Source organism: Hydrogenophaga intermedia (genome assembly GCF_023715105.1).
Classification (GTDB): domain Bacteria; phylum Pseudomonadota; class Gammaproteobacteria; order Burkholderiales; family Burkholderiaceae_C; genus Hydrogenophaga; species Hydrogenophaga intermedia_A.
The window spans coordinates 135,496-157,359 of record NZ_JAMBNO010000013.1 but is presented as its reverse complement, the minus strand read 5'-3'; the positions used below and the strand labels follow the sequence as shown (position 1 = coordinate 157,359).

Here is a 21,864-nt window from a genome sequence, read left to right as displayed (position 1 = left end):
AGATCAAGCCTCGCATCGGTGGCTGTAAGCGCCCTTGTTGGTCTGCACCGGTTCACGTTGTACGCACGATGGCACTTCGCAGGCCCTGTTCGATAGCCTTGGCAACAAGTGCAAGGCTGCTGACTTGGGCTGCCCACGAGCGAAGGTCTCGACGATGAGCATCATCGCGCCGCAGTGAACACACACGAAGGTCGGACGGATCTGCTCGGCCACACCGCACCCGACCTTCTCGGCCCATGCGCTTGGCGCCTCAGGCATGAGCAGCTGGCGCGCCTGCTCGATGCATTCCCTTCGATGGGTGTTGGCCAGCAACCCGTAGTGCCGGATGCGGTGGAACCCGCCGGGCAAGACGTGCAGCAGGAAGCGGCGCATGAACTCCTGCGGCGAGAGCGTCATCGTCTTGTGGCGTGTCTTGCCTTGGCCTCGGTCCTTGTCGCGGTAGTCCTTCCAGCGGAACGTCACACCGCGCTCGTCGTGCGCCACCAGGCGCGAGTTGGAGATCGCCACCCGGTGCGTGTAGCGTGAGAGGTAGGCCAGCACAGCCTGTGGCCCCGCAAACGGCTTCTTGGCATAGACCACCCATTCACACCGGCGCAGCGGTGCGAGCCACCGCGCGAAGGCCTTTGGATCGGCCAGCGCGGCGTGTTGCGAGAAGAACTGCAACGTGCCTGCTCGATGCTCCTGCTCCAGTGCTTCCAGGAAGAGCCGCCTGAACAGGCGCGAGAGCACGCGCACCGCCAGGAAGAAACCCGGTCGGCAAGCCACCCAACGCTCTCCGTCCAGCGAGAGCCCGCCGCCGGGCACGATGCCGTGCACGTGCGGGTGGTGCGTGAGTGCCGAACCCCAGGTGTGCAGCACCAGGGTGGCACCGATCTGGGCACCCAGGTGCCGGGGATCGGCGGCGATGGTGCGCAACGTCTGTGCCGCCACCTCGAACAGCAGGCCGTAGACGACGGCCTTGTTCCAGTACGCGATCTCGCTGATGGGTGCGGGCAGCGTGAAGACCACATGGAAGTAGTCCACGGGCAGCAGATCGCCCTGACGCGCATCCAGCCAGCGCTGTGCAGCACTGGCCTGGCACTTGGGGCAATGGCGGTTGCGGCAGGAGTTGTAAGCGACCTGCAGGCGCTGGCAGTCTTCACAGCGCAGCACATGTCCCCCCAGTGCCGCGCTGCGGCACTGCTCGATGGCTGTCATGACCTTGAGCTGACCCAGGCTCAGGTGGGAGCGCTGGGCTTGCCGCCAGGCCGGCCCGTGGGTGCGGAAGATGTCCGCCACCTCCAGGGCAGCGGTGCCCATGGTGGGCCTACGCGGTGCTGAGCTGCTCCAGCGGGCTGACCACCTCGCGCAAGACGTCGGTGGCCACCTGCGCGTACATGGCCGTCGTCTCCAGCTTCTTGTGTCCCAGCAGGACCTGGATCACCCGGATGTCCACCTTCTGCTCCAGCAGGTGGGTCGCAAAGCTGTGGCGCAGCGTGTGCATGGACACGCGCTTGTCGATGTGCGCCGACTCGGCCGCCATGTGAATGGCGCGGTTGAGTTGGCGGGTTGTGAGCGGGTCGACGGGATTCATGCCCGGGAACAACCAACCGCCTTCGAGCATCTTGCCTTGGGCGCGCGCCACGCGCCACCAGACTCGCAGGCGCTCCAGCAGCACGGGCGAGAGCATGGCGTAGCGGTCCTTGCTGCCCTTGCCTTGCTCCACGCGCAGCGTCATGCGCTGGCTGTCGATGTCGCCGACCTTCAAGGAAACCACCTCGCTGGCACGCAGGCCCGTGGCGTAGGCCAGCGACAGCGCGGTCTGGTGCTTGAGGTTGGGTGCCGCTGCGATCAGGCGCGCCACTTCCTCGCACCGGCAAGGTGCGGGGCACATGAACGGGCTGCATCTTGGCCGTCAGGTCTGCGCGGTCCAGCGTGATCTCGCAGAAAAACTTCAGCCCGGTGATGGTGGCGTTGAGAGTGGTAGGTGAGGTGCCCTGGTCCACCAGGTACAGCTGGAAGTTGCGCAGCTCTTCCACGGTGGCGGTGTCCGGAGGACGGTGAAGGTACGCGGCAAGCCGGCGCACGGCTCGGATGTAGGCGGTCTGCGTCTTGGGGGCCAGCTTGCGCATCCGCATGTCCTCGAGCATGCGCTGGCGCAACGGTGAGACCGTCGGATGGGGTGCATTCATGATGGTGCTCCTGTCGTGATCGAGGCCAATTGCCTAGGCTCACAACATCGGCGCGTGCACCATCGCCGTCAACCAACCATCCCAGCTCGGAGACTACCGCGAGAGCAGTTTAGTCCCCAGACTGAACTGAGTCATTAGGGATTGAGCTCATGGCTGGCAGCGTCGGCCGTCAACGGTCATTAGACGGTCGACCATGAGTATGGCCGCTTCACGCTCAGGACCGGGTTTTTGGCCATCATTGATAGCGGTCCGTAAGCGAACGACCGCATGTGCTTAATGCGAGTTGGTGCTCCCGACCCTTAGCGGCAATAGTTTTGTCAAAGCGCTGATGTAGAAAGCAAATAGCGACCATAAGTGTTGCGTCCTACAGCCCGCTCAATGACGTTGCCGATCGTCGACGTCCATCCGCACTGCATCGCGATCGAAGTCAGCGGCAATGCGGCCCGATAGTCCTGAAGTGACCAGCCAGCGTATCGACAGTGCGTTCTGCCATAGCCGGTACTGCTGAGCAAGCTGGCGTTCCTGTTCTCCGCCGTCGCCGATGGAGCGCATGGTGACACCGCGATCTGGAGTTTGAGCCCCCCCACCATTCCTTCGTGGCGGGAACTTTGGCGGGTGATCCCCCGCTATGAGCACCGTCTCTTTGGACAAACCCGATGGCCAACAGCCCGCACCAGCCTTCATCAGTCATCGATGCCTCGCTGGGCTGGCACGCCCGCTTTGAAATGATGCTTGATCAACGTCATTTCTGTCACCGTATCGGCCAGCTCGATCAGCTTTGCAGGAGCACCGCGCCCGGTGAGCACCACGTGCACGTGCTGCTGGAGCTCCCGCAGGCAGGCGAGAACGGCATCCAGGGGTATCCAACCGTGGCACAGCGGAAACATGATTTTGTCCAGCACCACTAGGGAGTGTTTGCCAGCGCGGATCGTAGCCTCGGCTCTGGCCCAGCCTTGCAACACGAGTCCGGCCGAGTGGTGCATATCGCAGCTCTTCCAGCTAAAGCCGTCGCCAAGACCCTCAATAGGAATGCCGAGCTGCTCGAGAAGGCGATGTTCTCCGAACCGCGTCTTCGGCATCTTCACGAACTGGTAAACCTTCACCTCCTTGCCATGGCCGTGCTCAAGTAGGGCCAAGCCTAATGCGGCCGTGCTCTTACCCTTGCCGGAACCAGTGTGCACTGTTATCAAACCGCGCCGTTCCTCTTGTTGCGCGTCCACATACGGTTGGACTGGTAGAGCTTCAATGTTCATAGTGGGTCAGGCTACGTTGTTAAGACTGCGCTCCACCAGCGAGGTGCCTTCGAGAAGGCGCAGCGTCTTGGCAATGGCCAGGATGGCAAGGTCGATCAGGGGTTCAAGCAACACGACTGTCATGTAGGCCGCGGCGAAGCTTCCGATGCTGGAAAGGTTATCGGCGTCAAAGCCCTGGCTGTAGAGAGCCCAGAAGCCCACCCACAAAACGATGCCGCCCTGGTGGGCCAGATACAGCTCGAGTGTATGCGCAGAGCGGATGTCGGCGTAGCCTACGTCAGCGGGGATCACCTTGTGGGCCAGTGCGGCGGTGGCGAACAGCGGCACCTGCAGTGTTGTGACGTTCATGCCGTACTGCGGCAGGTCGGTGGGGGCGAAGAACAGCCTCTGGATCAGCAGACCGGCAGCAAGTCCAACGGCTGCTTGACCCACGCCCAGCAGAGCAGCAAGGCGGAACCCACAATGAAGTGAACCTCGGACACCCTTGGAGTAGCGCCCCCCTTGGGTCTGGCGTCCTTGTCGCGGGATTTGTGATGATTTTCCTAGCTGTGTCCGCGAGCGGTATCCGCTTGCCTCCGGCGCTGCTCCAAGTGCAACTTGGCCGACGTGATAGCGGTCAAGCGACCGTTGAACGACTCGATAAGCCCGTTGTCCGTGGGCTTTCCAGGCTGTGTGTGGTCGAGACCTACGGGAGGGGGCACGAACCGGGCGCTGTATGGTGAGTACTGGGCCTCCCCGTTATACTCACGAACGTTGGTGCTCGCGGTGTGGTTCACATGCTGCAGTTCAACGGGAAGCAGGAGGGCGAGTCCACAAGGACGAACCTAACCTGCGCTGCCCCCGCAACGGTAAGCAGACGAGAGACCCGACGCAGATCGGGCCCCTCCGCTTTCATCACGCAGCCACTGGACGACACACGTTGTTGTCTGGGAAGGCGATGAAGGTTGTTCTGTCAGCCCGGATACCGGCCAACAAGGTGGTGGTGCGTCTGGCAACGGGCAGTCCACTTTTACGCTCAAGCACTGTCGGGGAAGGCGGTGAGGGCTTCTGCTTGTGTTTTCTCGCCTATGGCTTCAAGTCCTTTGCATGCGGACCCCGCAGTGATGTGGTTGGCTTGCACCCGGTGGTAACCCGGGTCCACCGCCCTGCGATCCTGGTCGCCGCGCCGGCCTCTGGGCAAGGTAAAACCACGGTCACCGCTGCACTTGCGCGCTTGCATGCGCGGCAGGGCCGGCGGGTGCGGGCATTCAAGTGTGGGCCGGACTTTCTGGACCCGATGTGGCTGGAACTGGCGACTGGCCAGCCGGTGCACAACGTGGACCTCTGGATGACCGGCGAGGACGACGTACGGGCGCGCCTGTACGCCTCTGCGCAGGACGCCGATCTGGTGATTGTCGAAGGGGCCATGGGCCTGTTTGACGGGGAGCCAAGTGCTGCGGACCTGGCGCGCCGTTTCGGCTTGCGAGTGCTGGCGGTCATCGATGCGTCGGCTATGTCTGCAACTTTTGGTGCATTGGCCTTTGGCCTGCAGCACTACCGTGCGGGCTTGCCCTGGGCCGGGGTGCTAGCGAACCGCGTGGGCAGCCCGCGGCATGCGCAGCTGCTGCAGGCTGCGTTGCCAGCCGGCGACGCGATAGCACCAGCGAGTTGGCTGGGGGCAGTGATGCGCAACGCCGCATTCAAGCTGCCGGAGCGTCACCTGGGACTGACCGTCGCGGGCGAACTGCCAGACGCGCTAGCCCGCCTGGATGCGGCCGCCGATGCACTCCAGCACACCTCCCTGGGTCAGATGGATGCCGAGGCCCTACAGCGCTGGTCGGTGGCGTTCGACTCACCGCCTGAAATGCAGCCCACACCCAGGTTGCTGACGGGTCAGACCGTAGCGGTGGCGCGTGATGCTGCTTTCTGCTTCATTTACGCCGCCAACCTAGACACGCTTCGTGAGCTCGGCGCGAAGCTGGTGTTTTTCTCGCCGCTGGCCAACGAGCCGGTGCCCGCCTGCGACGCGGTATGGCTACCCGGCGGATACCCGGAACTGCACACGCACGCTCTGGCCGACAGTCTGACGTGCCGCGACAGCCTGAAGGCTCATGTGGCGCAGGGGCGGCCCCTTTGGGCTGAGTGCGGCGGCATGATGGCGTTGTTCGATGCAATCGTGGACACCGAAGGAAATCACCACCCAGCCTGGGGCCTCTTGCCCGGGCTAGTGCGCATGCAGCCACGGCTAGCGGGGCTGGGTATGCAGCAGTTGGCGCTGTCTGCCGGGGTTTTACGCGGCCATACCTTTCACTACTCGACCTGCGAAACAGCACTGCAGCCAACAAAACGCACGGACCCCGGCCGCAGTGGCGCTGCTGGAACGGGAGAAGCGCTGTATCAGCACGGCGCCGTGCGCGCAAGTTACTTCCATGCCTGGATGGCATCCAGTCCGGCGGCAGCTGCCGCCTTGCTGTCACCGGGTACTTTGGCATGAGCTCGAGCACGCCGCGCAACGTCTGCCCCGTCCAACCGACACGCGCAGACCTTGAAGCTGTCGTTGACGTAACAGGGCGGCATCGTGGTCTGGCCGGGCTTATGGGCCGTCTAAGGCCAGGGTTTAGGTGCTGCAAACCTGCCGAGCATCGGCACCTTTGGCGTGGCCTACATGGGCTTGTTACTGGAGCCGCTGGTAGACCTGGCCGTGCTGGCACTGGCCAAGCAACTACACCGCCTCAAAGGCTCACCTTGGGTCGAGCCCCGGTTTTACATCACAGCCTGATGTGGTACTTGCTGGGATTGGCGGCTCGTGGACGAAACCACGCGATCTGGACGGGCCGTGGCCATGGATGAGTTGCAGCGCACTGGCTGGGTGTCGATCGTGGGCGCTGGCCCTGGTCCGGTTGACCTTATGACCTTGCGCGCGCTGGACCGCCTTCAGGCCGCGGAGGTGGTGATGTACGACCGGCTAGTTTCACCCGAAGTGCTGGAACGGATTCCCCCTGGAACGCAGCGTGTGTATGTGGGTAAGGCCCTGGGTAATCACGCTATCCCTCAGGAGGACATTCACGCCTTGTTGGTGCAGCACGCGAGGGAGGGGCGGCGCGTAGTGCGGCTCAAGGGCGGTGATCCCTACGTCTTCGGACGTGGTGGGGAAGAAGTGCAGGCCTTGCAGGCCGCTGGTATTGCGTTTGAGATAGTGCCGGGGGTCACGGCCGCCAACGGGTGCTCAGCCGCTGCAGGTATCCCGCTGACCCACAGAGAGCTGTCGACCAGCTGCGTATTCCTGCCCGGCCATCTTGCCGACGCGGAGGCCACGCACGACTGGCGTTCGCTGGCTCGCCCCGGGCAGACACGTGTGTTTTACATGGGCATCCAGCGGTTGCCACAGATTGCAGAACAACTGATCGCACATGGACTGTCGCCTACCACCCCGGCGGCGGTCATACGTGACGGTACTCGCGCGTCGCAGACGGTGCAGGCCTGCGGCCTTCGCCGGCTGGCCGCCACCGCCCCTGCGTATGGTCCTCAGCCTGGATTGCTCATCATCGGTGAGACGGTGCAGCTGAGCCCCCATTTCCAATCTGCGTGAAGCGGGACGCGCCAATCCATGACCGACCTCACTTCACTTCGCAGCGATGGCGCTGTGCAGGTTAAGGGCTGGTGCCCCGGCACCTTGCGGCCCCTGGCAGCCAGCGACGGGCTGGTGATACGCATCCGTCCACCAGCCGGGCGACTGAGCATGGCGCAGGCCCAAGGCATCGCCGCACTGGCGCGGCGGTACGCCAACCCGATGCTGGAGCTGACCAACCGGGCCAACCTGCAGATGCGCGGCGTGGATCCCGGGCGGCACGCTGAGTTGCTCGATGCCTTGTGCACGCTGGGGCTGGTCGACGAAGACGTCTCGTCCGAGGCTCGGCGCAACGTGCAGGTCAACCCGCTGTGGACCGAGGGCGATGTCACGCCCCACCTGGCCCTGCAGCTGGGCGAACTGCTTGCCGGCAGGGATGTGCCCGAACTACCAGCCAAGTTCGGCTTCGTGGTCGACACCGGCACTGCGCCCTGCATGCGCAACACCCATGCAGATATCCGGCTCGAGCGCCACGTCGATGGCGTACTCGTCTATGCCGATGGGGCCGATGGTGGGTTGGTCGTCGCGCCGTGGGCGGCGCCACAGCATGCATTGGCCCTGTCACGCTGGTTCCTGGACGCTGGCGGTGCACCTGCAGGCCGTGGGCGGATGGCCGCCCTTGTGAGACAGCGCGGGTTGCCGCCAGAGTGGCGACCAACGCCGGTGCCTGACCGCGCGCTGCCCGCGCCCGGGCCGGGGCCCCAACTCGCAGGGCAGATCGTGGGTCTGGTCTTTGGTCTCGTGCAGGCCGAGACCCTGGCGGCGCTGGGCGCGTGCGGCGCTTTGCGGCTGACTCCGTGGCGCAGCCTGCTCGTCGAAAGCGCAAGCCGATTGCCCACCTGCGCCGAACTCATTACCGATCCGGGCGATGCGCGCCTGCGGGTCGCCGCCTGCACGGGCGCTCCGGGCTGTGCGCAGGCACGCGGTACCACCCGTGACCTGGCGCTGGCGCTGGCGCCTTCGGTGGCCCCGGGACACTTGCTGCACGTCTCGGGGTGTCCCAAAGGCTGCGCCCATCCGAAATTTGCCACCACGGTGGTCGCCACGGACCATGGGTGGGACTTCATCCGGCGCGGCACCGCTGCCAGCCTGCCGGACTACCATGGGCTGGACCGTGCGGCCCTCGAACAACGATTGAGAGAAGAAACGGCCCATGTTGCACCGCTATGAACGGGATGGCGACGCCATTTATCGCCAGTCTTTCGCGATCATTCGCGCCGAAGCCGCGCTTGGCCGCTTTACGCCAATCGAGGCACTGGCCGTGGTTCGCATGATTCATGCGGCCGGCCTGGTAGGCCTGGAACAGCACGTGGCGTTCACGCCGGGCATGGCGCAAGCCACACGCGAGGCCCTGCAGGAAGGCGCGCCCATCCTGTGCGACGCGCGCATGGTCAGCGAGGGCATCACGCGCAAGCGCCTGCCCTCGGACAACCAGGTGATCTGCACTCTTCAGGATCCGCAGATCCTCGCGCTGGCGCATGAGATGGGCACGACCCGCAGCGCCGCTGCGCTGGAACTCTGGCGCCCGCACCTCGCCGGGGCCGTGGTAGCCATCGGTAACGCCCCCACGGCGCTATTCCATCTGCTGAATATGCTGCAGGATCCGAACTGCCCGCGACCGGCCGCCATCATCGGTTGCCCGGTGGGTTTCGTGGGCGCGGCCGAGTCCAAGGCGGCACTGATGGCTTCGAATGCCGCACCGTCGCTTGTGGTGCACGGCCGACTGGGCGGCTCGGCCATCACCGTGGCCGCCGTTAATGCGCTGGCCAGCGAGCAGGAGATCTGATGGGCCGTATCATCTGCGCCGGCCTGGGACCTGGCGACCCGGATCTGATGAGCGTACGCGCCGACCGTCTGGTGCGCACCGCGCAGCACGTCGCCTTCTTCCGCAAGAAGGGTCGATCCGGGCAGGCACGGAAGATGGTGAATGCGCTGCTGGCTCCAGGCGCGATGGAATACGCGATGGAGTACCCGGTCACCACCGAGCTGCCTTTCGACAGCCCGGCCTACATCGAGTGCCTGGCCCGCTTCTACGACGAATGGGCGGCGCGCCTGACTGAGCTGGCGAGGACGCGGGACATCGTGGTGCTTTGCGAAGGCGATCCCTTTTTTTACGGGTCCTTCATGCACCTCTATACCCGGCTGCAAGGCCGCGCAGAGGTGGAGGTGGTGCCGGGCATCCCCGGCATGGTGGGCTGCTGGTGGGTCACCGGTCAACCCATGACCTGGGGCGACGACGTGATGACGGTGCTGATGGGCACGCTACCCGAAGACACCCTGGTCGAGCGCATGCAGGCAGCCGACGCCATCGTAGTCATGAAAACCGGCCGCAATCTGCCGCGTGTGCGGCGTGCCTTGGCACGCGCTGGCCGGCTCGAGCAGGCTTGGCTGGTACAGCACGGCACAATGCCCCAGCAACAGATGGCGCGCCTGGCCGACACACCCGACGAGGTCTGCCCGTATTTCGCCATCGTGCTGGTGCATGGCCAGGGCCGGCGGCCGGAGATGGCCGAATGAGCGGCTGGCTGTGCATTGCGGGCCTGGGCCCGGGCGACGAAGCCATGCTCACGCCCGCCGTGGGCCAAGCACTGGCCGATGCCACTGATGTGCTGGGTTACATCCCCTATGTGGCACGCGTGGCCGCGCGCCCCGGGCTGCGCCTGCACCCGTCCGACAACCGCGAAGAGCTTGACCGGGCTTGCGCCGCGCTGGCGCTGGCCACCCAAGGCGCCCGCGTGGTGCTGGTGTCCTCGGGCGACCCAGGTGTGTTCGCCATGGCCGCCGCCGTGTTCGAGGCCATGGAGGGGCGCGAGGACTGGCAGGCGCTGGACGTCCGCGTGCTGCCTGGCATCACCGCCATGCTGGCCGCGGCCGCGCGGGCCGGCGCACCCCTGGGGCATGACTTCTGCGCCATCAACCTGAGCGACAACCTCAAGCCCTGGGCACTGATCGAGAAGCGCGTGCGCGCAGCCGCCGGCACCGACATGGCCATGGCCTTCTACAACCCCCGCTCGGCCAGCCGGCCTCACACCTTTGAGCAGGTGCTGCAAGTGCTGTGCGAAACCTGCGAGCCCACTCGCTTGCTCGTGTTTGCGCGGGCCGTGAGCACGCCGCATGAGCATTTGCTGAGCGTGCCCCTGTGCGATGCACGGCCCGAAATGGCCGACATGCGCACCCTGGTCATCGTGGGCAGTTCCACCACTCGGCGCGTGGGACGTTTTGTCTACACCCCTCGTTCGGCCTCATGAGCGGCTTGCACACCCAGCCAACGCAGCGCATCCTCAACCGTGCTCACGGTGGGGCGCTCAGGCAACTGCGGGCGATCAATCAGTATGACCGTGCAGCCCAGTTGCCGCGCGGCGTCCAGCTTCGCCCGGGAGCCCTGCCCGCCCGCGTTCTTGGCCACCACATGGGTGATGCGGTGTCGCTTCATCAGGGCCAGGTCATGGTCCAGCGTGAACGGGCCGCGGTCTATGACCACGGCGCCCCGGCCCTCTGGGAGTGTCAGACCGGGGTCGACCAGCCGCAACAGGTACCAGTGCTGGGTCTCGTCGAGGAAAGGCGCCACGTGCTGCCGGCCAATCGCCAGGAACACCCGGGCCGCGCGCTCGGGCAGGGCTGCCAAGGCGCCGGCCATATCGGCTGTGTGCTGCCATTTGTCACCGGCCTGTGCCTGCCAGGCCGGGCGCTCCAGTGCCAGCAGAGGCAGCGCCATTTCGGCGCAGGCCTGCACCGCGTGGCGACTCATCTGGGCAGCAAAAGGGTGCGTGGCGTCGATCACATGGGTGACGGCCTCGGCCTGCAGGCAATCACACAGCCCGGCCACACCGCCAAAGCCACCCACACGGGTGGGCAAGGGCTGCGCCACGGGCGCATGGGTTCGCCCAGCGTAAGAAAAAACAGCGGGCACGCCGGCCGTGGCCAATGCCTGTGCCAGCTGGCTGGCTTCGGTGGTGCCACCCAGCAGGAGGACACGTCGCATGGCTGAACCGTGGCTGTCGATCATTGGCTTGGGGGAGGACGGGCTGGCAGGACTGAGCGATATTAGCCGCGCCGCACTAGCCAGCGCCCACCACGTTTTCGGCGCGCCACGCCACCTGGCGCTGGCGCAAGTGAACGACCGCGGTACAGCCTGGGATGTGCCGTTCGACCTTCAGCCCCTGCTGGCCCTGCGCGGTCAGCCGGTGACCTTGCTCGCCTCGGGAGACCCGTTCTGGTTCGGAGCCGGTGGCAGCGTCTGCCAGTACCTGCAAACCGGTGAATGGATCGCCTATCCCGCGCCCTCCACGTTCTCGCGCGCCGCTGCCAAACTCGGCTGGCGACTGGAGAACGTGCAGTGCCTGGGTCTTCACGCCGCGCCTTTGAGCACGGTACGGCCCTGGCTGCGCCGTGGTCAACGCCTGGTCTGCCTGGTGCGCGACGCGGAGGCCCTGCGCGCGCTGGTCGCGCTGGCCAGCGCCCAAGGTTTTGGCGAAGCGAGCGGATGGGCGCTGGAGCGCCTGGGCGGCCCGCTTGAGCGCGTCCGTGCGTTCCGCCTGGCGGCGGCGAACCTGCCCGAATTGCAGGCGCCGCTGGCGCTGGCCATGGATCTGCACCAAGGCCCGCCGGGCCTGCCCGCCTCCAGCGGCCTGCCCGATGAACTGTTCGTCCACGACGGGCAGATCACGAAATCCACAATCCGAGCTCTGACGCTTCGCGCCCTGGCGCCGCGCCCAGGCGAATGCCTGTGGGACCTGGGCGCGGGATCCGGCTCGATCTCGGTGGAATGGTGCCTGGCTGGAGGCTGCGCGCACGCTGTCGAACAGCAGGCGGAGCGCGCGGCCAATATCCGGTACAACGCAGAACAGTTCGGGCTGTCAAACCGGCTGCATGTGCAAACCGGTAACTCCCTGGAGTGCCTGTCCGCGCTGCCTCGGCCCGATGCCGTCTTCGTTGGGGGCGGTTTCGACCGCGCCATCTTCGACGCCATCGCAACCTCGGCAGGCCGGGGTGTGCGCTTGGTGGTCAACAGCGTCACCCTGCAAACCGAGTCATTGCTGCAAGAGTTGCTCGTCCGGCACGGCGGCGAGCTGCTGCAGGTGGCCATTGCACAGGCGCAGCCACTGGGGCGCATGCTCAGCTGGCAACCGTCACGTCCGGTGGTTCAGTGGAGCGTGCGGCTGTGATGAGAGTTGTCGCCGGCCTGGGCTTTCGCCATCACACCTCCTGCCATGCGCTGCGCCAGGTGCTGGAGCAGGCCGTGCAGTCGGCACAACACGATCAACACGTCCCAATGTTGCTGCAGGCGCTGGCCACAGCACAGGACAAATGCGACCACCCCGCCCTGGCCCAGCTCGCGGCCGAGCTGGGTTTACCGGTTGCATCCGTGCCGCTGGCCTATGTGCGCGCCCAAAGCACGCAGCCCAGCCCACACGCACCCGCACGTTACGGGTTCCAGAGCCTCGCCGAGTCTGCCGCCCTGGCGGCTGCGGGCCAGGGCGCGGTGCTCGCATCGCGCCGCCACATCAGTGCCGACGGCACCGCCACCGCAGCCATCGCCCTTTACAAGCCTGATCACACTGCACCATGACCGTTCACTTCATAGGCGCTGGACCCGGTGCCCCCGACCTTCTCACCCTGCGGGGGCGCGACTTGATTGCCGCCAGTCCCGTTTGCCTGTACGCCGGCTCGCTGGTGCCTGAGGGGGTGCTGGCGCACTGTCCGCCCGGCGCGCACATCGTCAACACCGCGCCCCTGTCACTGGAGCAGATCGTCGCCGAGTTGCGTAGTGCGCATGAGCAGGGGCTGGACGTGGCACGCCTGCATTCTGGCGACCTGTCGGTGTGGTCTGCCATGGGCGAGCAGTTGCGCGCCCTGCGTGAGGCGGGCATCTCGTATACCGTCACGCCAGGTGTGCCCTCGTTCGCGGCGGCGGCTGCCACGCTGGGCTGCGAGCTCACCTTGCCGGGCATGAGCCAGTCGGTGGTGCTCACCCGCACCAGCGGCCGCGCCTCGCCCATGCCCGAGGGCGAAGCCCTCGCCCACTTTGCGATCACCGGGGCCACGCTCGCCATCCACCTGTCGATCCATGTGCTGTCCGACGTAGTGCTGACGCTGTTGCCCCACTATGGCGCCGACTGCCCAGTGGCCGTGGTCTGGCGCGCCAGCTGGCCTGACGAACGGGTGGTACGGGCCAGCCTCTCGACCATCGAGGCGGCCATGGGCGAAGGCATCGACCGAACCGCGCTCATCGTGGTCGGGCACAACCTGGGCGCGCAGGACTTCGGCCACAGCCGCCTGTACGCGGCCGACTACGACCGCCGCTACCGCCCGATAGGCGCTGATAAGCGTTTCCTCGAAGGTGCCGAATGAAACTCGAGCTGAGCCTGATCGGCATGGGCACGGGCCATCCGGACCACATCACCCGCCAGGGTGCTGCGGCCCTCAACAAAGCCCAGCTGGTCCTGATACCGCATAAGGGCGAGGACAAGGCCGAACTGGCGGCCCTGCGCCTGAGCCTGTGCCGGGAACTGATCACCCACGACGGCGCCGTGATCGCGACCTTCGACATGCCGGTGCGCGAAGGTGCCGACACCGACTACCTGGGAGCGGTCGACCGCTGGCACGACGCCATCGCCGCCGCCTGGCTAGACACCATCGGCCGGCACCTGCCCGATGGCGGGCGGGTGGCGCTGCTGGTCTGGGGCGACCCTTCGCTGTACGACAGCAGCCTGCGCATTGCCCAGCGGCTGGCTCTGCGGACCGAGCTGACCATCCATGTGGTGCCGGGCATCACGGCGCTGCAGGCCCTCACGGCGGCGCACGCCATCGCACTCAACGACATCAACGCGCCCGTGCTGATCACCACCGGGCGGCAGCTGCGCGAGCTTGGCTGGCCAGCGAGTGCCAATACCGTGGCGGTGATGCTGGACGGTCAGTGCGCCTTCCAGACCCTGGCGCCGGCGGGTCTGCACATCTGGTGGGGCGCCTACCTGGGCATGGCCAACCAGTTGTGCATCAGTGGCAGCCTGGCTGAAATGGGGTCGGTGATCGTGCGCGAGCGTGAGCGGGCGCGGGCACAACACGGCTGGATCATGGACACCTATCTGCTCAAGCGAACGGGCCCGGCCCACACCCATCATGCAAATTGAAACACCGCCTATCAACCGTGACACCCCCAAGCCCCAGGGCGAGCGCCGCGGGCTGGTGATGGTCCACACCGGCAAGGGCAAGGGCAAGAGCACGGCCGCGTTCGGGCTGGCGCTGCGCGCGCACGGCCGGGGCAAAAAAGTCAAGGTTTACCAGTTCATGAAGGTGCCAACGGCCCGTTTCGGCGAGCACCGCCTGTTTGAGTCCCTGGGCATCCCCATCGAGGGGCTGGGCGATGGCTTCAGCTGGAAAAGCCGCGACCTCGATCATTCTGCAGAACTGGCGCAGGCCGGCTGGGCCAAGGCCGAGGCAACCGTGCGGACCGGAGAGCACTTCATGGTGGTGCTCGACGAAATCATGTATCCGCTGCGATATGGCTGGATCGCACTGGAGACGGTACTGACCTGTCTGCGCGAACGGCCCCCGTCGGTGACGGTGGTGCTGACTGGGCGCAACGCGCCAGCCGAGCTGATCGAGCTGGCCGACATGGTGACGGAGATGACACTCATCAAACACCATTTCAATGCCGGTGTGCCTGCGCAACGCGGCATCGAGGACTGATGGCGTCGTCATTTCCGCACACCCGCTCTTTGCTTTGATCTTTCATCCATTTCATCAACAGGCCCCTCATGAATCTCCAGAAAATCCCCGCCACCATCGTCACCGGTTTTCTGGGCAGTGGCAAAACCACACTATTGCGCAAGCTGCTCACCAACGCGCAGGGTCTCCGCATCGCGGTCATCGTCAATGAGTTCGGCGAGCTTGGGATCGACGGCGAGTTGCTGCGGGGCTGCGGCATCGGCTGCGATGAGAGCGGCGAAGAGAACGGCCAGTTGTTCGAACTGGCCAACGGCTGCCTGTGCTGCACGGTGCAGGAAGAATTCGCACCCGTGATGGAGCTGCTCGCGGCCCGTCGCGACCAAATCGACTACCTCGTGATCGAGACCTCGGGCCTGGCACTGCCCAAGCCGCTGGTGCAGGCGTTCCAGTGGCCTGCGCTGCGCAACGCCTTCACCGTGGACGCAGTCATCACCGTGGTGGACGCGCCCGCTGTGGCCGCCGGTGATTTCGCGGACGACCCGGTGGCTGTGGATGCCCAGCGCCGTGCTGATGAGAACCTCGACCACGACTCGCCGCTGCACGAGCTGTTTGAAGACCAGCTGGCCACGGCCGATCTGGTCATCGTGCACAAGGTCGACGGGATGGACGCGGTGGCGCTCGAGGCCGTCGAAGCCACCGTCCGCGCCGAAGCACCGGCCGGCGTGAAGCTGGTGCGCGCATCGCATGGCGATGTGCCGCTGGACGTGCTGCTGGGTCTGCAGCGTGCGGTGGAAGATGTCATTGACGAGCGCAAGACCCACCACGACGACGAAGAAGACCATGACCACGACGCTTTCGACTCCGTGTCGGTGGCGCTGACCGTGACCGACCGTGACAGGCTGCTCGCGGCGCTGATGGTATTGGTGCAGCGTCATGAAATCTACCGCGTCAAGGGCTTCGTGGCGCTGCCCGGTGCGGCCATGCGCCTGGTGGTGCAGGGAGTGGGCCAGCGCTTTGACAGCTATTTCGACCGCGCCTGGCGCGCCGACGAGCCGCGTGCCACCCGCCTGGTCCTGATCGGCGACCACCTGGACGCCGCCGGCCTGCTTTCTGAGCTCCAGGCCGAATTGACCCGCTAGCACTTATCCCGTGCGTTTTTCCCTCCACTCCACCCTTGAAAGGACTTTTTATGCCCGACTCGACCTCCGTGACCCACAGACCCTCCTATACCCACGACTCGGCCCGGACTGTGTTGCGCCCCTTGCTGGCAGCGGCGGCACTCGGCTTGGTGGTTATGTATGGCGTGGGTTTCGCTGAGAGCCCGCTGGCCCACAACGCCGCACACGATGTCCGACACATTACTGTTAAGCCCTGCCACTGAATTGTTGGCACCAAGGAGAGCAACATGCTTTTTCAAAAGCTGATCTGGGCAGCGCTCACTACCGCTGTGGTGGTGGGCAGTCTCCAAACCGGTGTGCAGCGCTGGCAGGCCGCTCCGCTGATCTTGGCGGCCGAGGTGTACGAGGACCAAAAGGCAGAGGTATCCCCACCAGGCGCAGCGCTCACCGATCACGCGCATGGCGAGGGCCAAGCCGGCCCGGCGCACGACCATGGTGCTGCCGAGGAATGGGCGCCCGAGAACGGCGTAGAGCGCACTGGCTGGACGTGGGTCGCCAACATCCTGCATGCCTTTAGCATGGCATTACTGGTGTTTGCAGCGATGGGCTTCTGGTTTTCTCGGCAGGACACGTCCTGCCTGACGGCGAGCGCTTCGTTGCGTGTCGCTGGTCTGGTGGCGGCGGCCGGCTGGCTGAGCTTTCACCTGTGGCCCACCCTGGGGCTGCACGCCGAGGTTCCCGGCATGCAGGCGGCCCCGCTGCAGGCCCGACAGATATGGTGGACGCTGGCGGTGGGGTGCGCAGCGGGTGCCTGCGCCATCGCTGCATTTGTGCGCAGTCCCTGGCGCTGGCTGGCGGTGGCGGCTTTGCTCGTGCTGCCGTTCTTGGTGGGAGCGCCCAAGCCGCGAGGAGATGCACTCGCGGGCTTTGGCCCTGAAGCTCATGCCTCACTGGAGCAGTTGGGTCACCAGTTCATCCTGGCGACCACTTGGGTTGCGCTGTCGTTCTGGCTTTGCATGGGGCTGGTGGGAGGCCTGGCGTTCCAGCGCTGGGTGGCGCCCGGCGTTCGCGCCGCATTGTCCGGCACGAACACTGCCGCCCCGGGCGCCATGAACCCGGTGGATTGACGCCACGTCCCCAAGGTCCAACATGCATCTTTTGTCTACCCGACCCGGCGGCCACGTGGAAGACGCTGGCCTGGGCGTGGTGCGCGTCGCGCAAACGCCTGCCGACATCGTGGTCCTCACGGTGGCCGACACCACGTTGTCCCTGCTGGCAGAAGCGGTGGCGGCGCTGCCGCCCGATTTCCCGACCGTGCGCCTGGCCAATCTGATGTGGTTGCGGCAGCCCGCATCGACCGACATGTACGTTGACGACGTGCTGCGCCACGCCCGTATCGTGGTGATCGACCACCTGGGCGCACCAGCGGACTGGGCCTATGTGGTGGAACAGGCGACGACGCTGGCTCGCCAGCACGACCAGTGGCTGGCCATGTTTTCGGGCGAGCAGTTGGAGGACCCACAGTTGCTGTTGCGCAGCACAGCAGCAGTGGAGGACAGCCGTTTTATGTGGCAATGCCTGCGCGAGGGCGGTCGCGACAATGCCCGCGCCTTTTTTGACTTGATCGCGTACCGCGCGCTGGGGCGGGGGTCTTTGCCCGCGCTGCCACAGCCCTTGCCGCCCGTCGCACGCTACCTTCCAGCCCTGCCACTGGCCTGGCTGGACGGTGCACCGGTGGCCCTCGTGCTGTTTTACCGGGCCCATGCGCAGACGGGCAATACAGCGGTGTTCGACGCCCTGATGATGGCCTTGCACAGCGAGGGCGTCAACCCGCTGGCCCTGGCGCTGGACTCGCTGAAGTCGCCCTCGTCACTGGCGGCCGTGCATGCCCTGGCTGCCGAGCACTCTGTCGATGTCGTGCTCAACGCCACCAGCTTTGCAGTCGGTGCCATGGGCGACGATGGCGCCGACGGCGTGGACGCTCCACTGCTCGCCGGCGACGCGCCGGTGCTGCAACTCATCACCGCCGGCTGCGCGCGTGAGCAGTGGCGGGCCGATCCGCACGGCCTGCAGCCGCGCGACCTGGCCATGCAGGTCGTGCTGCCCGAAGTGGACGGCCGCATCGGCACCCGGGCCATCAGCTTCAAGGGCGTGGCCTGGCGCTGCGAGCGCTCGCAGGTGGATGTAGTGCGCTACCAACCAGAGGCCGACCGGATTGCATTCGTCGCCGAGCTTGCCCGGCGCTGGTGCGTCCTGCGCCGCAAGCCGGCGGCCGATAAGCGCCTGGCCCTGGTGCTGGCCAATTACCCCAGCGACGACGCCCGCCTGGCGAATGCCGTGGGCTTGGACACCCCGGCCTCGGTGGTGGGCATCCTAGGCGCGCTGCAGGCCCAAGGCTATGCCACGGGCGAGCTGCCCGCACACGGCGACGCCCTAATGGCGCGACTGATCGAGGGCGTAACCCACAAAGTGGACGCCAACGACCATCGCCCCGTCGGGCAAAGCCTCTCCATGGCCGACTACCTGGCTGACTTTGAAGCCCTGCCCCCTGACCAGCAGGCCGAGGTCAACGCGCTGTGGGGACCACCCGAGAAAGACCCGTTGTTGCGCAGCGGCCGCTTCATGGTGCCGGGCCTACGCGTCGGCCAGGTCTTCGTGGGCCTGCAGCCGGCCCGCGGGCGCGACCTGGACCTGGTCGCAAGCTACCACGATGCCGACCTTGTGCCCCCGCACAACTACCTTGCGTTTTACTTCTGGTTGCGCCGCGTCTGGGGCGCCGATGCGCTGGTACATGTGGGTACGCACGGCAACCTGGAGTGGCTGCCGGGCAAGAGCGTGGCGCTGGGTGCGGGCTGCTGGCCAGATGCGATCTTCGGGCCGCTGCCCCACCTGTACCCTTTTATCGTCAACGATCCGGGCGAAGGCAGCCAGGCCAAGCGGCGTACGCAGGCGGTGATCATCGACCACCTGATGCCGCCGCTGACGCGGGCCGAAACCTACGGGGCGCTGCAGGTATTGGAGCGGCAGATGGACGAGTACTACGAGGCTCTGTCGCTCGACCCACGCCGCGCCACTCGGTTGCGCCAGACCATTCTGGAGGAAGTGCTGCGCCACGGCTTGCACGCCGACCTGGGTTTTGAGGCGCCCGCCGACGAAGCCGCACGCCAGCGCCTGCTGGAACGGCTGGACGCCTACCTGTGCGAGATCAAGGAATCACAGATCCGGGACGGTCTGCACGTGTTCGGTCTGTCGCCTCAAGGGCGTTTGCGGACCGATACCCTACTTGCTTTGGCGCGGTTTCCACGCGGCAAAGGCCAGAGACAAGCCAGCTTGTTGCAAGCCTTGTCAGCCGACCTGCGGCTGGACGGATTCGACCCGCTCGACCCCAACTGGAACCAGAACTGGACCCAGTCGCGCCCACCGGTACTGGCAGCCTTAGGAAACGAAGCCTGGCGCCATGCGGGCCACACCCGTGATCGGCTGGAGCGATTGGCCAGCCGTCTGGTGGACGGCAGCGAACCTCTGGACCGCGCCAAGTGGCCGCTCACCGCGCAGGTGATGGACGAGCTGCAGGAGCGGCTCGGCCCCCGGCTGGACGCCTGCGGCGAGCAGGAAATGACCCAGCTGCTGCGCGGCTTGCGAGGCCGTTTTATCCCCCCCGGACCGAGCGGCGCGCCATCGCGCGGACGGCCGGACGTATTACCCACCGGCCGCAATTTCTACGCAATCGATACGCGCGCGGTGCCTACACCCACCGCCTACGCCATGGGCGTAATGGCGGCCGAGCGGCTGATCGAGCGCCATCTGCAGGACCACGGCGGGTTTCCAGCGTCGGTCGGGCTTTCGGTCTGGGGCACCAGCACCATGCGCACTGGCGGCGAAGACATCGCCCAGGCCATGGCACTGCTGGGCGTGCGGCCCAAGTGGGCGCCGGGCAGCCAGCGCGTAGTGGACATCGAGGTGCTCCCGATGGCGATACGTGACCGCCCTCGGGTGGACGTGACCTTGCGCATCTCGGGTTTCTTTCGCGACGCTTTTCCGAATCTGATCGACCTGTTCGACACGGCGGTTAAGGCGGTGGCGGCCATCTCGCTAGAAGACGAGCCCGACGACGTGAATCCAGTGCGTGCTCGCGTGCAGCGCGAGGCGGCCGATGCGTGTGCCCAAGGGATGTCCGAAGAGGTCTCGCAGAGGCAGGCCAGCTGGCGTGTTTTCGGCCCGCGGCCGGGCGGCTACGGCGCCGGCGTGCAAGACGTCATCGACAGTGGGCGCTGGGAAGCGCCGGGTGACATCGCCCAGGCCTACCTGCGTGCGGGCGCCTTTGCTTACGGCCAGGACGAACACGGTGCGGCGGCGCGCGCCAGCTTCGAGCGGCGTGTGGGCGGCTTCGATGTGGTGCTGCAGAACCAGGACAACCAGGAACAGGACATCCTGGATTCAAGTGACTTTTACCAGTTCCAGGGCGGCATGGCTGCCGCGGTACAACACCTGAGCGGCAAGGCGGCGTCCATGTACCACGGCGACTTCAGCACACCTGGATCGCCGCGCATCCGCAGCCTGAGTGACGAACTAGCGCGGGTGGTGCGGGCCCGCGTGGTCAACCCCAAGTGGATCGCGGGTGTGCAACGCCACGGCTACAAGGGTGCCTCCGAGATGGCTGCCACCGTCGACTCCCTTTTCGGCTTTGACGCAACCACTGGCCTGGTGGGGGACCACCAGTACGCTCTTGTGGCCGATGCCTACGTGTACGACCCTGTCAACCGCGCCTTTCTTGAACAACACAACCCCCAGGCCTTACGCAGCATGGGCGAACGCCTGCTTGAATCCATGCAGCGTGGTATGTGGCAGGAACCCGGCGAGCATCGGGAGCGCATCCAACAGACCTTGCTGGCACTGGAACACCGGCTCGAAACTCAGGGCGAAGGACCCACGAAATGAAGACATTCAACGCACACAACACGTCCCACGAACTGCAGGACGCCAACGATGTGATGTACCCATTTTCTGCGCTGATCGGCCACGCCGGGCTGCGGCAGGCGCTCCTGCTGGCGGCGGTAGACCCCGGCATCGGCGGCGTGCTGATCAGCGGGCCACGCGGCACGGCCAAATCGACTGCGGCGCGCGCACTGGCGGCTTTGTTGCCGGGTGCTCCCTTCGTGAGCCTGCCGCTCGCGGCCACCGTTGAGCAACTGGTGGGCACACTCAACCTCGAACACGTACTGCGCGACGGCCTCGTGCGCCTGGCGCCTGGCATGCTCGCTCGTGCGCACGGCGGCGTCCTTTATGTGGACGAGGTCAACCTTTTACCCGACGCGCTGGTGGACGCCCTGCTTGACGCGGCGGCAAGCGGCATCAACACGATCGAGCGTGAGGGCGTTTCGCGCCAGCATGCGGCCCGCTTCGTGCTGATCGGCACCATGAACCCCGAAGAGGGCGAGTTGCGCCCCCAGTTGCTGGATCGCTTTGGCCTGTCGGTGGTGCTGGAAAATCCCACCGATCATGCGCTGCGCCAGTCGATCGTCCGTGCCCGCTTGGACTTTGACCTCGATCCGCAGGCATTGATGCAGCGCACAGCCAGCGCGCAGGCCGAGCTGGTGTCCCGGATGGCAGCCGCGCGAGAAGCGCTACCTGCGGTGGACTGGAGCGATGCCGTGCTGGCGCACGCCACCGCGCTGGCCGTGCAGGCCGCCGTGGACGGTGTGCGCGGTGACCTAGTGCTGCTGAAGGCGGCCCGGGCCCATGCCGTGCTGGCGGGTCGGCTCGAGGTGACGCCGGCGGATGTCGACACCGTGGCCGAATGGGCCTTGGGCCACCGCCGGATGGCGCCGGCTCCCCAGGCCCAGCAGGCTGCGGCGCCCCCCCGCACTACCAGCGGCCCCTCAGGGGCGGGCAGTGCCGGGTCGCAGGCAGATCATTCATTGACGAGTGCCGCCGGGGACTGGGGCGCACTGCCGGCGCAGGCTGAAGGCTGGGAAGCGGTTCGAACCACTGGGGGGCCTGTCGCAAAAAAAGCCTGAGCCACCCCGCAGGCCGCGCCTCCACGGTGC

At 66.1% G+C, this 21,864-nt stretch carries 21 protein-coding genes, 2 pseudogenes and 1 riboswitch; of the genes and pseudogenes, 16 read left to right on the top strand and 7 right to left on the bottom strand.

The genetic code is table 11. The annotated features are described in order from the left end of the window. Positions 1-129 precede the first annotated feature (129 nt). The 6 genes and pseudogenes from M3149_RS14020 to M3149_RS23185 form a co-directional block, all read right to left on the bottom strand. Positions 130-1,299 (bottom strand): annotated as a pseudogene (locus M3149_RS14020) (IS91 family transposase); the annotation flags it as partial. 7 nt (positions 1,300-1,306) lie between these two features. Next, positions 1,307-2,171: pseudogene (locus M3149_RS14015) on the bottom strand (tyrosine-type recombinase/integrase). Between the two features lie 375 nt (positions 2,172-2,546). Then, positions 2,547-2,723 (bottom strand): hypothetical protein, encoded by a 177-nt coding sequence (locus M3149_RS14010; protein WP_251710163.1) that lies wholly within the window; start codon positions 2,721-2,723, stop codon positions 2,547-2,549. 131 nt (positions 2,724-2,854) lie between these two features. Next, positions 2,855-3,424, bottom strand: coding sequence for a cob(I)yrinic acid a,c-diamide adenosyltransferase (gene cobO, locus M3149_RS14005; protein WP_251710162.1), 570 nt, complete (start codon positions 3,422-3,424; stop codon positions 2,855-2,857). A 6-nt stretch (positions 3,425-3,430) separates the two neighbouring features. After that, entirely contained in the window at positions 3,431-3,856 is a 426-nt protein-coding gene (locus tag M3149_RS14000; protein ID WP_251710161.1) for an energy-coupling factor ABC transporter permease, read from the bottom strand. Between the two features lie 110 nt (positions 3,857-3,966). Further along, entirely contained in the window at positions 3,967-4,125 is a 159-nt protein-coding gene (locus M3149_RS23185) for an integrase core domain-containing protein (protein ID WP_353056817.1), read from the bottom strand. A 36-nt stretch (positions 4,126-4,161) separates the two neighbouring features. Further along, positions 4,162-4,410: riboswitch (cobalamin riboswitch) on the top strand. Positions 4,411-4,547: 137 nt separating this feature from the next. On the opposite strand from M3149_RS23185, the gene M3149_RS13995 reads away from it, so the two are divergent. From M3149_RS13995 to cobJ, 6 genes are all read left to right on the top strand, one after another. Beyond that, positions 4,548-5,897 (top strand): cobyrinate a,c-diamide synthase, encoded by a 1,350-nt coding sequence (locus M3149_RS13995; RefSeq protein ID WP_435370747.1) that lies wholly within the window; start codon positions 4,548-4,550, stop codon positions 5,895-5,897. Positions 5,898-6,245: 348 nt separating this feature from the next. After that, positions 6,246-6,992: a uroporphyrinogen-III C-methyltransferase gene (cobA, locus tag M3149_RS13990; protein ID WP_251710160.1), complete on the top strand. Its 747-nt coding sequence runs from the start codon at positions 6,246-6,248 to the stop codon at positions 6,990-6,992. 18 nt (positions 6,993-7,010) lie between these two features. Next, positions 7,011-8,201: a precorrin-3B synthase gene (cobG, locus tag M3149_RS13985; RefSeq protein ID WP_251710159.1), complete on the top strand. Its 1,191-nt coding sequence runs from the start codon at positions 7,011-7,013 to the stop codon at positions 8,199-8,201. Beyond that, positions 8,185-8,817 carry a precorrin-8X methylmutase gene (locus M3149_RS13980; protein WP_435370744.1) on the top strand — a complete coding sequence of 211 codons (633 nt, stop codon included), beginning with the start codon at positions 8,185-8,187 and terminating at the stop codon, positions 8,815-8,817. Before cobG ends, M3149_RS13980 begins: the two co-directional genes overlap by 17 nt. Beyond that, complete coding sequence (gene cobI, locus M3149_RS13975; protein WP_251710158.1) at positions 8,817-9,548, top strand: precorrin-2 C(20)-methyltransferase; 732 nt, start codon at positions 8,817-8,819, stop codon at positions 9,546-9,548. The genes M3149_RS13980 and cobI overlap by 1 nt, the downstream gene beginning before the upstream one ends. Next, a complete protein-coding gene (gene cobJ / locus M3149_RS13970) occupies positions 9,545-10,279 on the top strand; it encodes a precorrin-3B C(17)-methyltransferase (protein WP_251710157.1) in 735 nt (244 codons plus the stop codon). The genes cobI and cobJ overlap by 4 nt, the downstream gene beginning before the upstream one ends. Here the strand turns inward: cobJ and M3149_RS13965 are convergent. Continuing rightward, entirely contained in the window at positions 10,255-11,013 is a 759-nt protein-coding gene (locus M3149_RS13965) for a cobalt-precorrin-6A reductase (RefSeq protein WP_251710156.1), read from the bottom strand. The genes cobJ and M3149_RS13965 overlap by 25 nt on opposite strands. Here M3149_RS13965 and cbiT point away from each other — a divergent pair. From cbiT to M3149_RS13915, 10 genes are all read left to right on the top strand, one after another. After that, positions 11,012-12,196 (top strand): precorrin-6Y C5,15-methyltransferase (decarboxylating) subunit CbiT, encoded by a 1,185-nt coding sequence (gene cbiT / locus M3149_RS13960; RefSeq protein ID WP_251710155.1) that lies wholly within the window; start codon positions 11,012-11,014, stop codon positions 12,194-12,196. The genes M3149_RS13965 and cbiT overlap by 2 nt on opposite strands. Then, positions 12,196-12,600, top strand: a complete 405-nt coding sequence (locus M3149_RS13955; protein WP_251710154.1) for a cobalamin biosynthesis protein — start codon at positions 12,196-12,198, stop codon at positions 12,598-12,600. Before cbiT ends, M3149_RS13955 begins: the two co-directional genes overlap by 1 nt. Next, entirely contained in the window at positions 12,597-13,382 is a 786-nt protein-coding gene (gene cobM, locus M3149_RS13950) for a precorrin-4 C(11)-methyltransferase (RefSeq protein ID WP_251710153.1), read from the top strand. Before M3149_RS13955 ends, cobM begins: the two co-directional genes overlap by 4 nt. Then, positions 13,379-14,161, top strand: coding sequence for a precorrin-6A synthase (deacetylating) (gene cobF, locus M3149_RS13945; RefSeq protein WP_251710152.1), 783 nt, complete (start codon positions 13,379-13,381; stop codon positions 14,159-14,161). The genes cobM and cobF overlap by 4 nt, the downstream gene beginning before the upstream one ends. Then, on the top strand, positions 14,151-14,720 hold the full coding sequence (cobO, locus tag M3149_RS13940; RefSeq protein ID WP_251710151.1) for a cob(I)yrinic acid a,c-diamide adenosyltransferase: 570 nt from the start codon (positions 14,151-14,153) through the stop codon (positions 14,718-14,720). Before cobF ends, cobO (M3149_RS13940) begins: the two co-directional genes overlap by 11 nt. A 68-nt stretch (positions 14,721-14,788) precedes the next feature. Continuing rightward, on the top strand, positions 14,789-15,838 hold the full coding sequence (cobW, locus tag M3149_RS13935) for a cobalamin biosynthesis protein CobW (protein WP_251710150.1): 1,050 nt from the start codon (positions 14,789-14,791) through the stop codon (positions 15,836-15,838). Positions 15,839-15,888: 50 nt separating this feature from the next. After that, the gene (locus M3149_RS23045) at positions 15,889-16,080 is read left to right on the top strand and encodes a CbtB domain-containing protein (protein ID WP_285887102.1); all 192 of its coding nucleotides are present in this window, start codon (positions 15,889-15,891) and stop codon (positions 16,078-16,080) included. A gap of 24 nt (positions 16,081-16,104) precedes the next feature. After that, the gene (locus tag M3149_RS13925; protein WP_251710149.1) at positions 16,105-16,944 is read left to right on the top strand and encodes a CbtA family protein; all 840 of its coding nucleotides are present in this window, start codon (positions 16,105-16,107) and stop codon (positions 16,942-16,944) included. Positions 16,945-16,966: 22 nt separating this feature from the next. Next, positions 16,967-20,755 carry a cobaltochelatase subunit CobN gene (cobN, locus tag M3149_RS13920; protein WP_251710148.1) on the top strand — a complete coding sequence of 1,263 codons (3,789 nt, stop codon included), beginning with the start codon at positions 16,967-16,969 and terminating at the stop codon, positions 20,753-20,755. After that, a complete protein-coding gene (locus M3149_RS13915; protein ID WP_251710147.1) occupies positions 20,752-21,834 on the top strand; it encodes an ATP-binding protein in 1,083 nt (360 codons plus the stop codon). The genes cobN and M3149_RS13915 overlap by 4 nt, the downstream gene beginning before the upstream one ends. Positions 21,835-21,864: the final 30 nt, after the last annotated feature.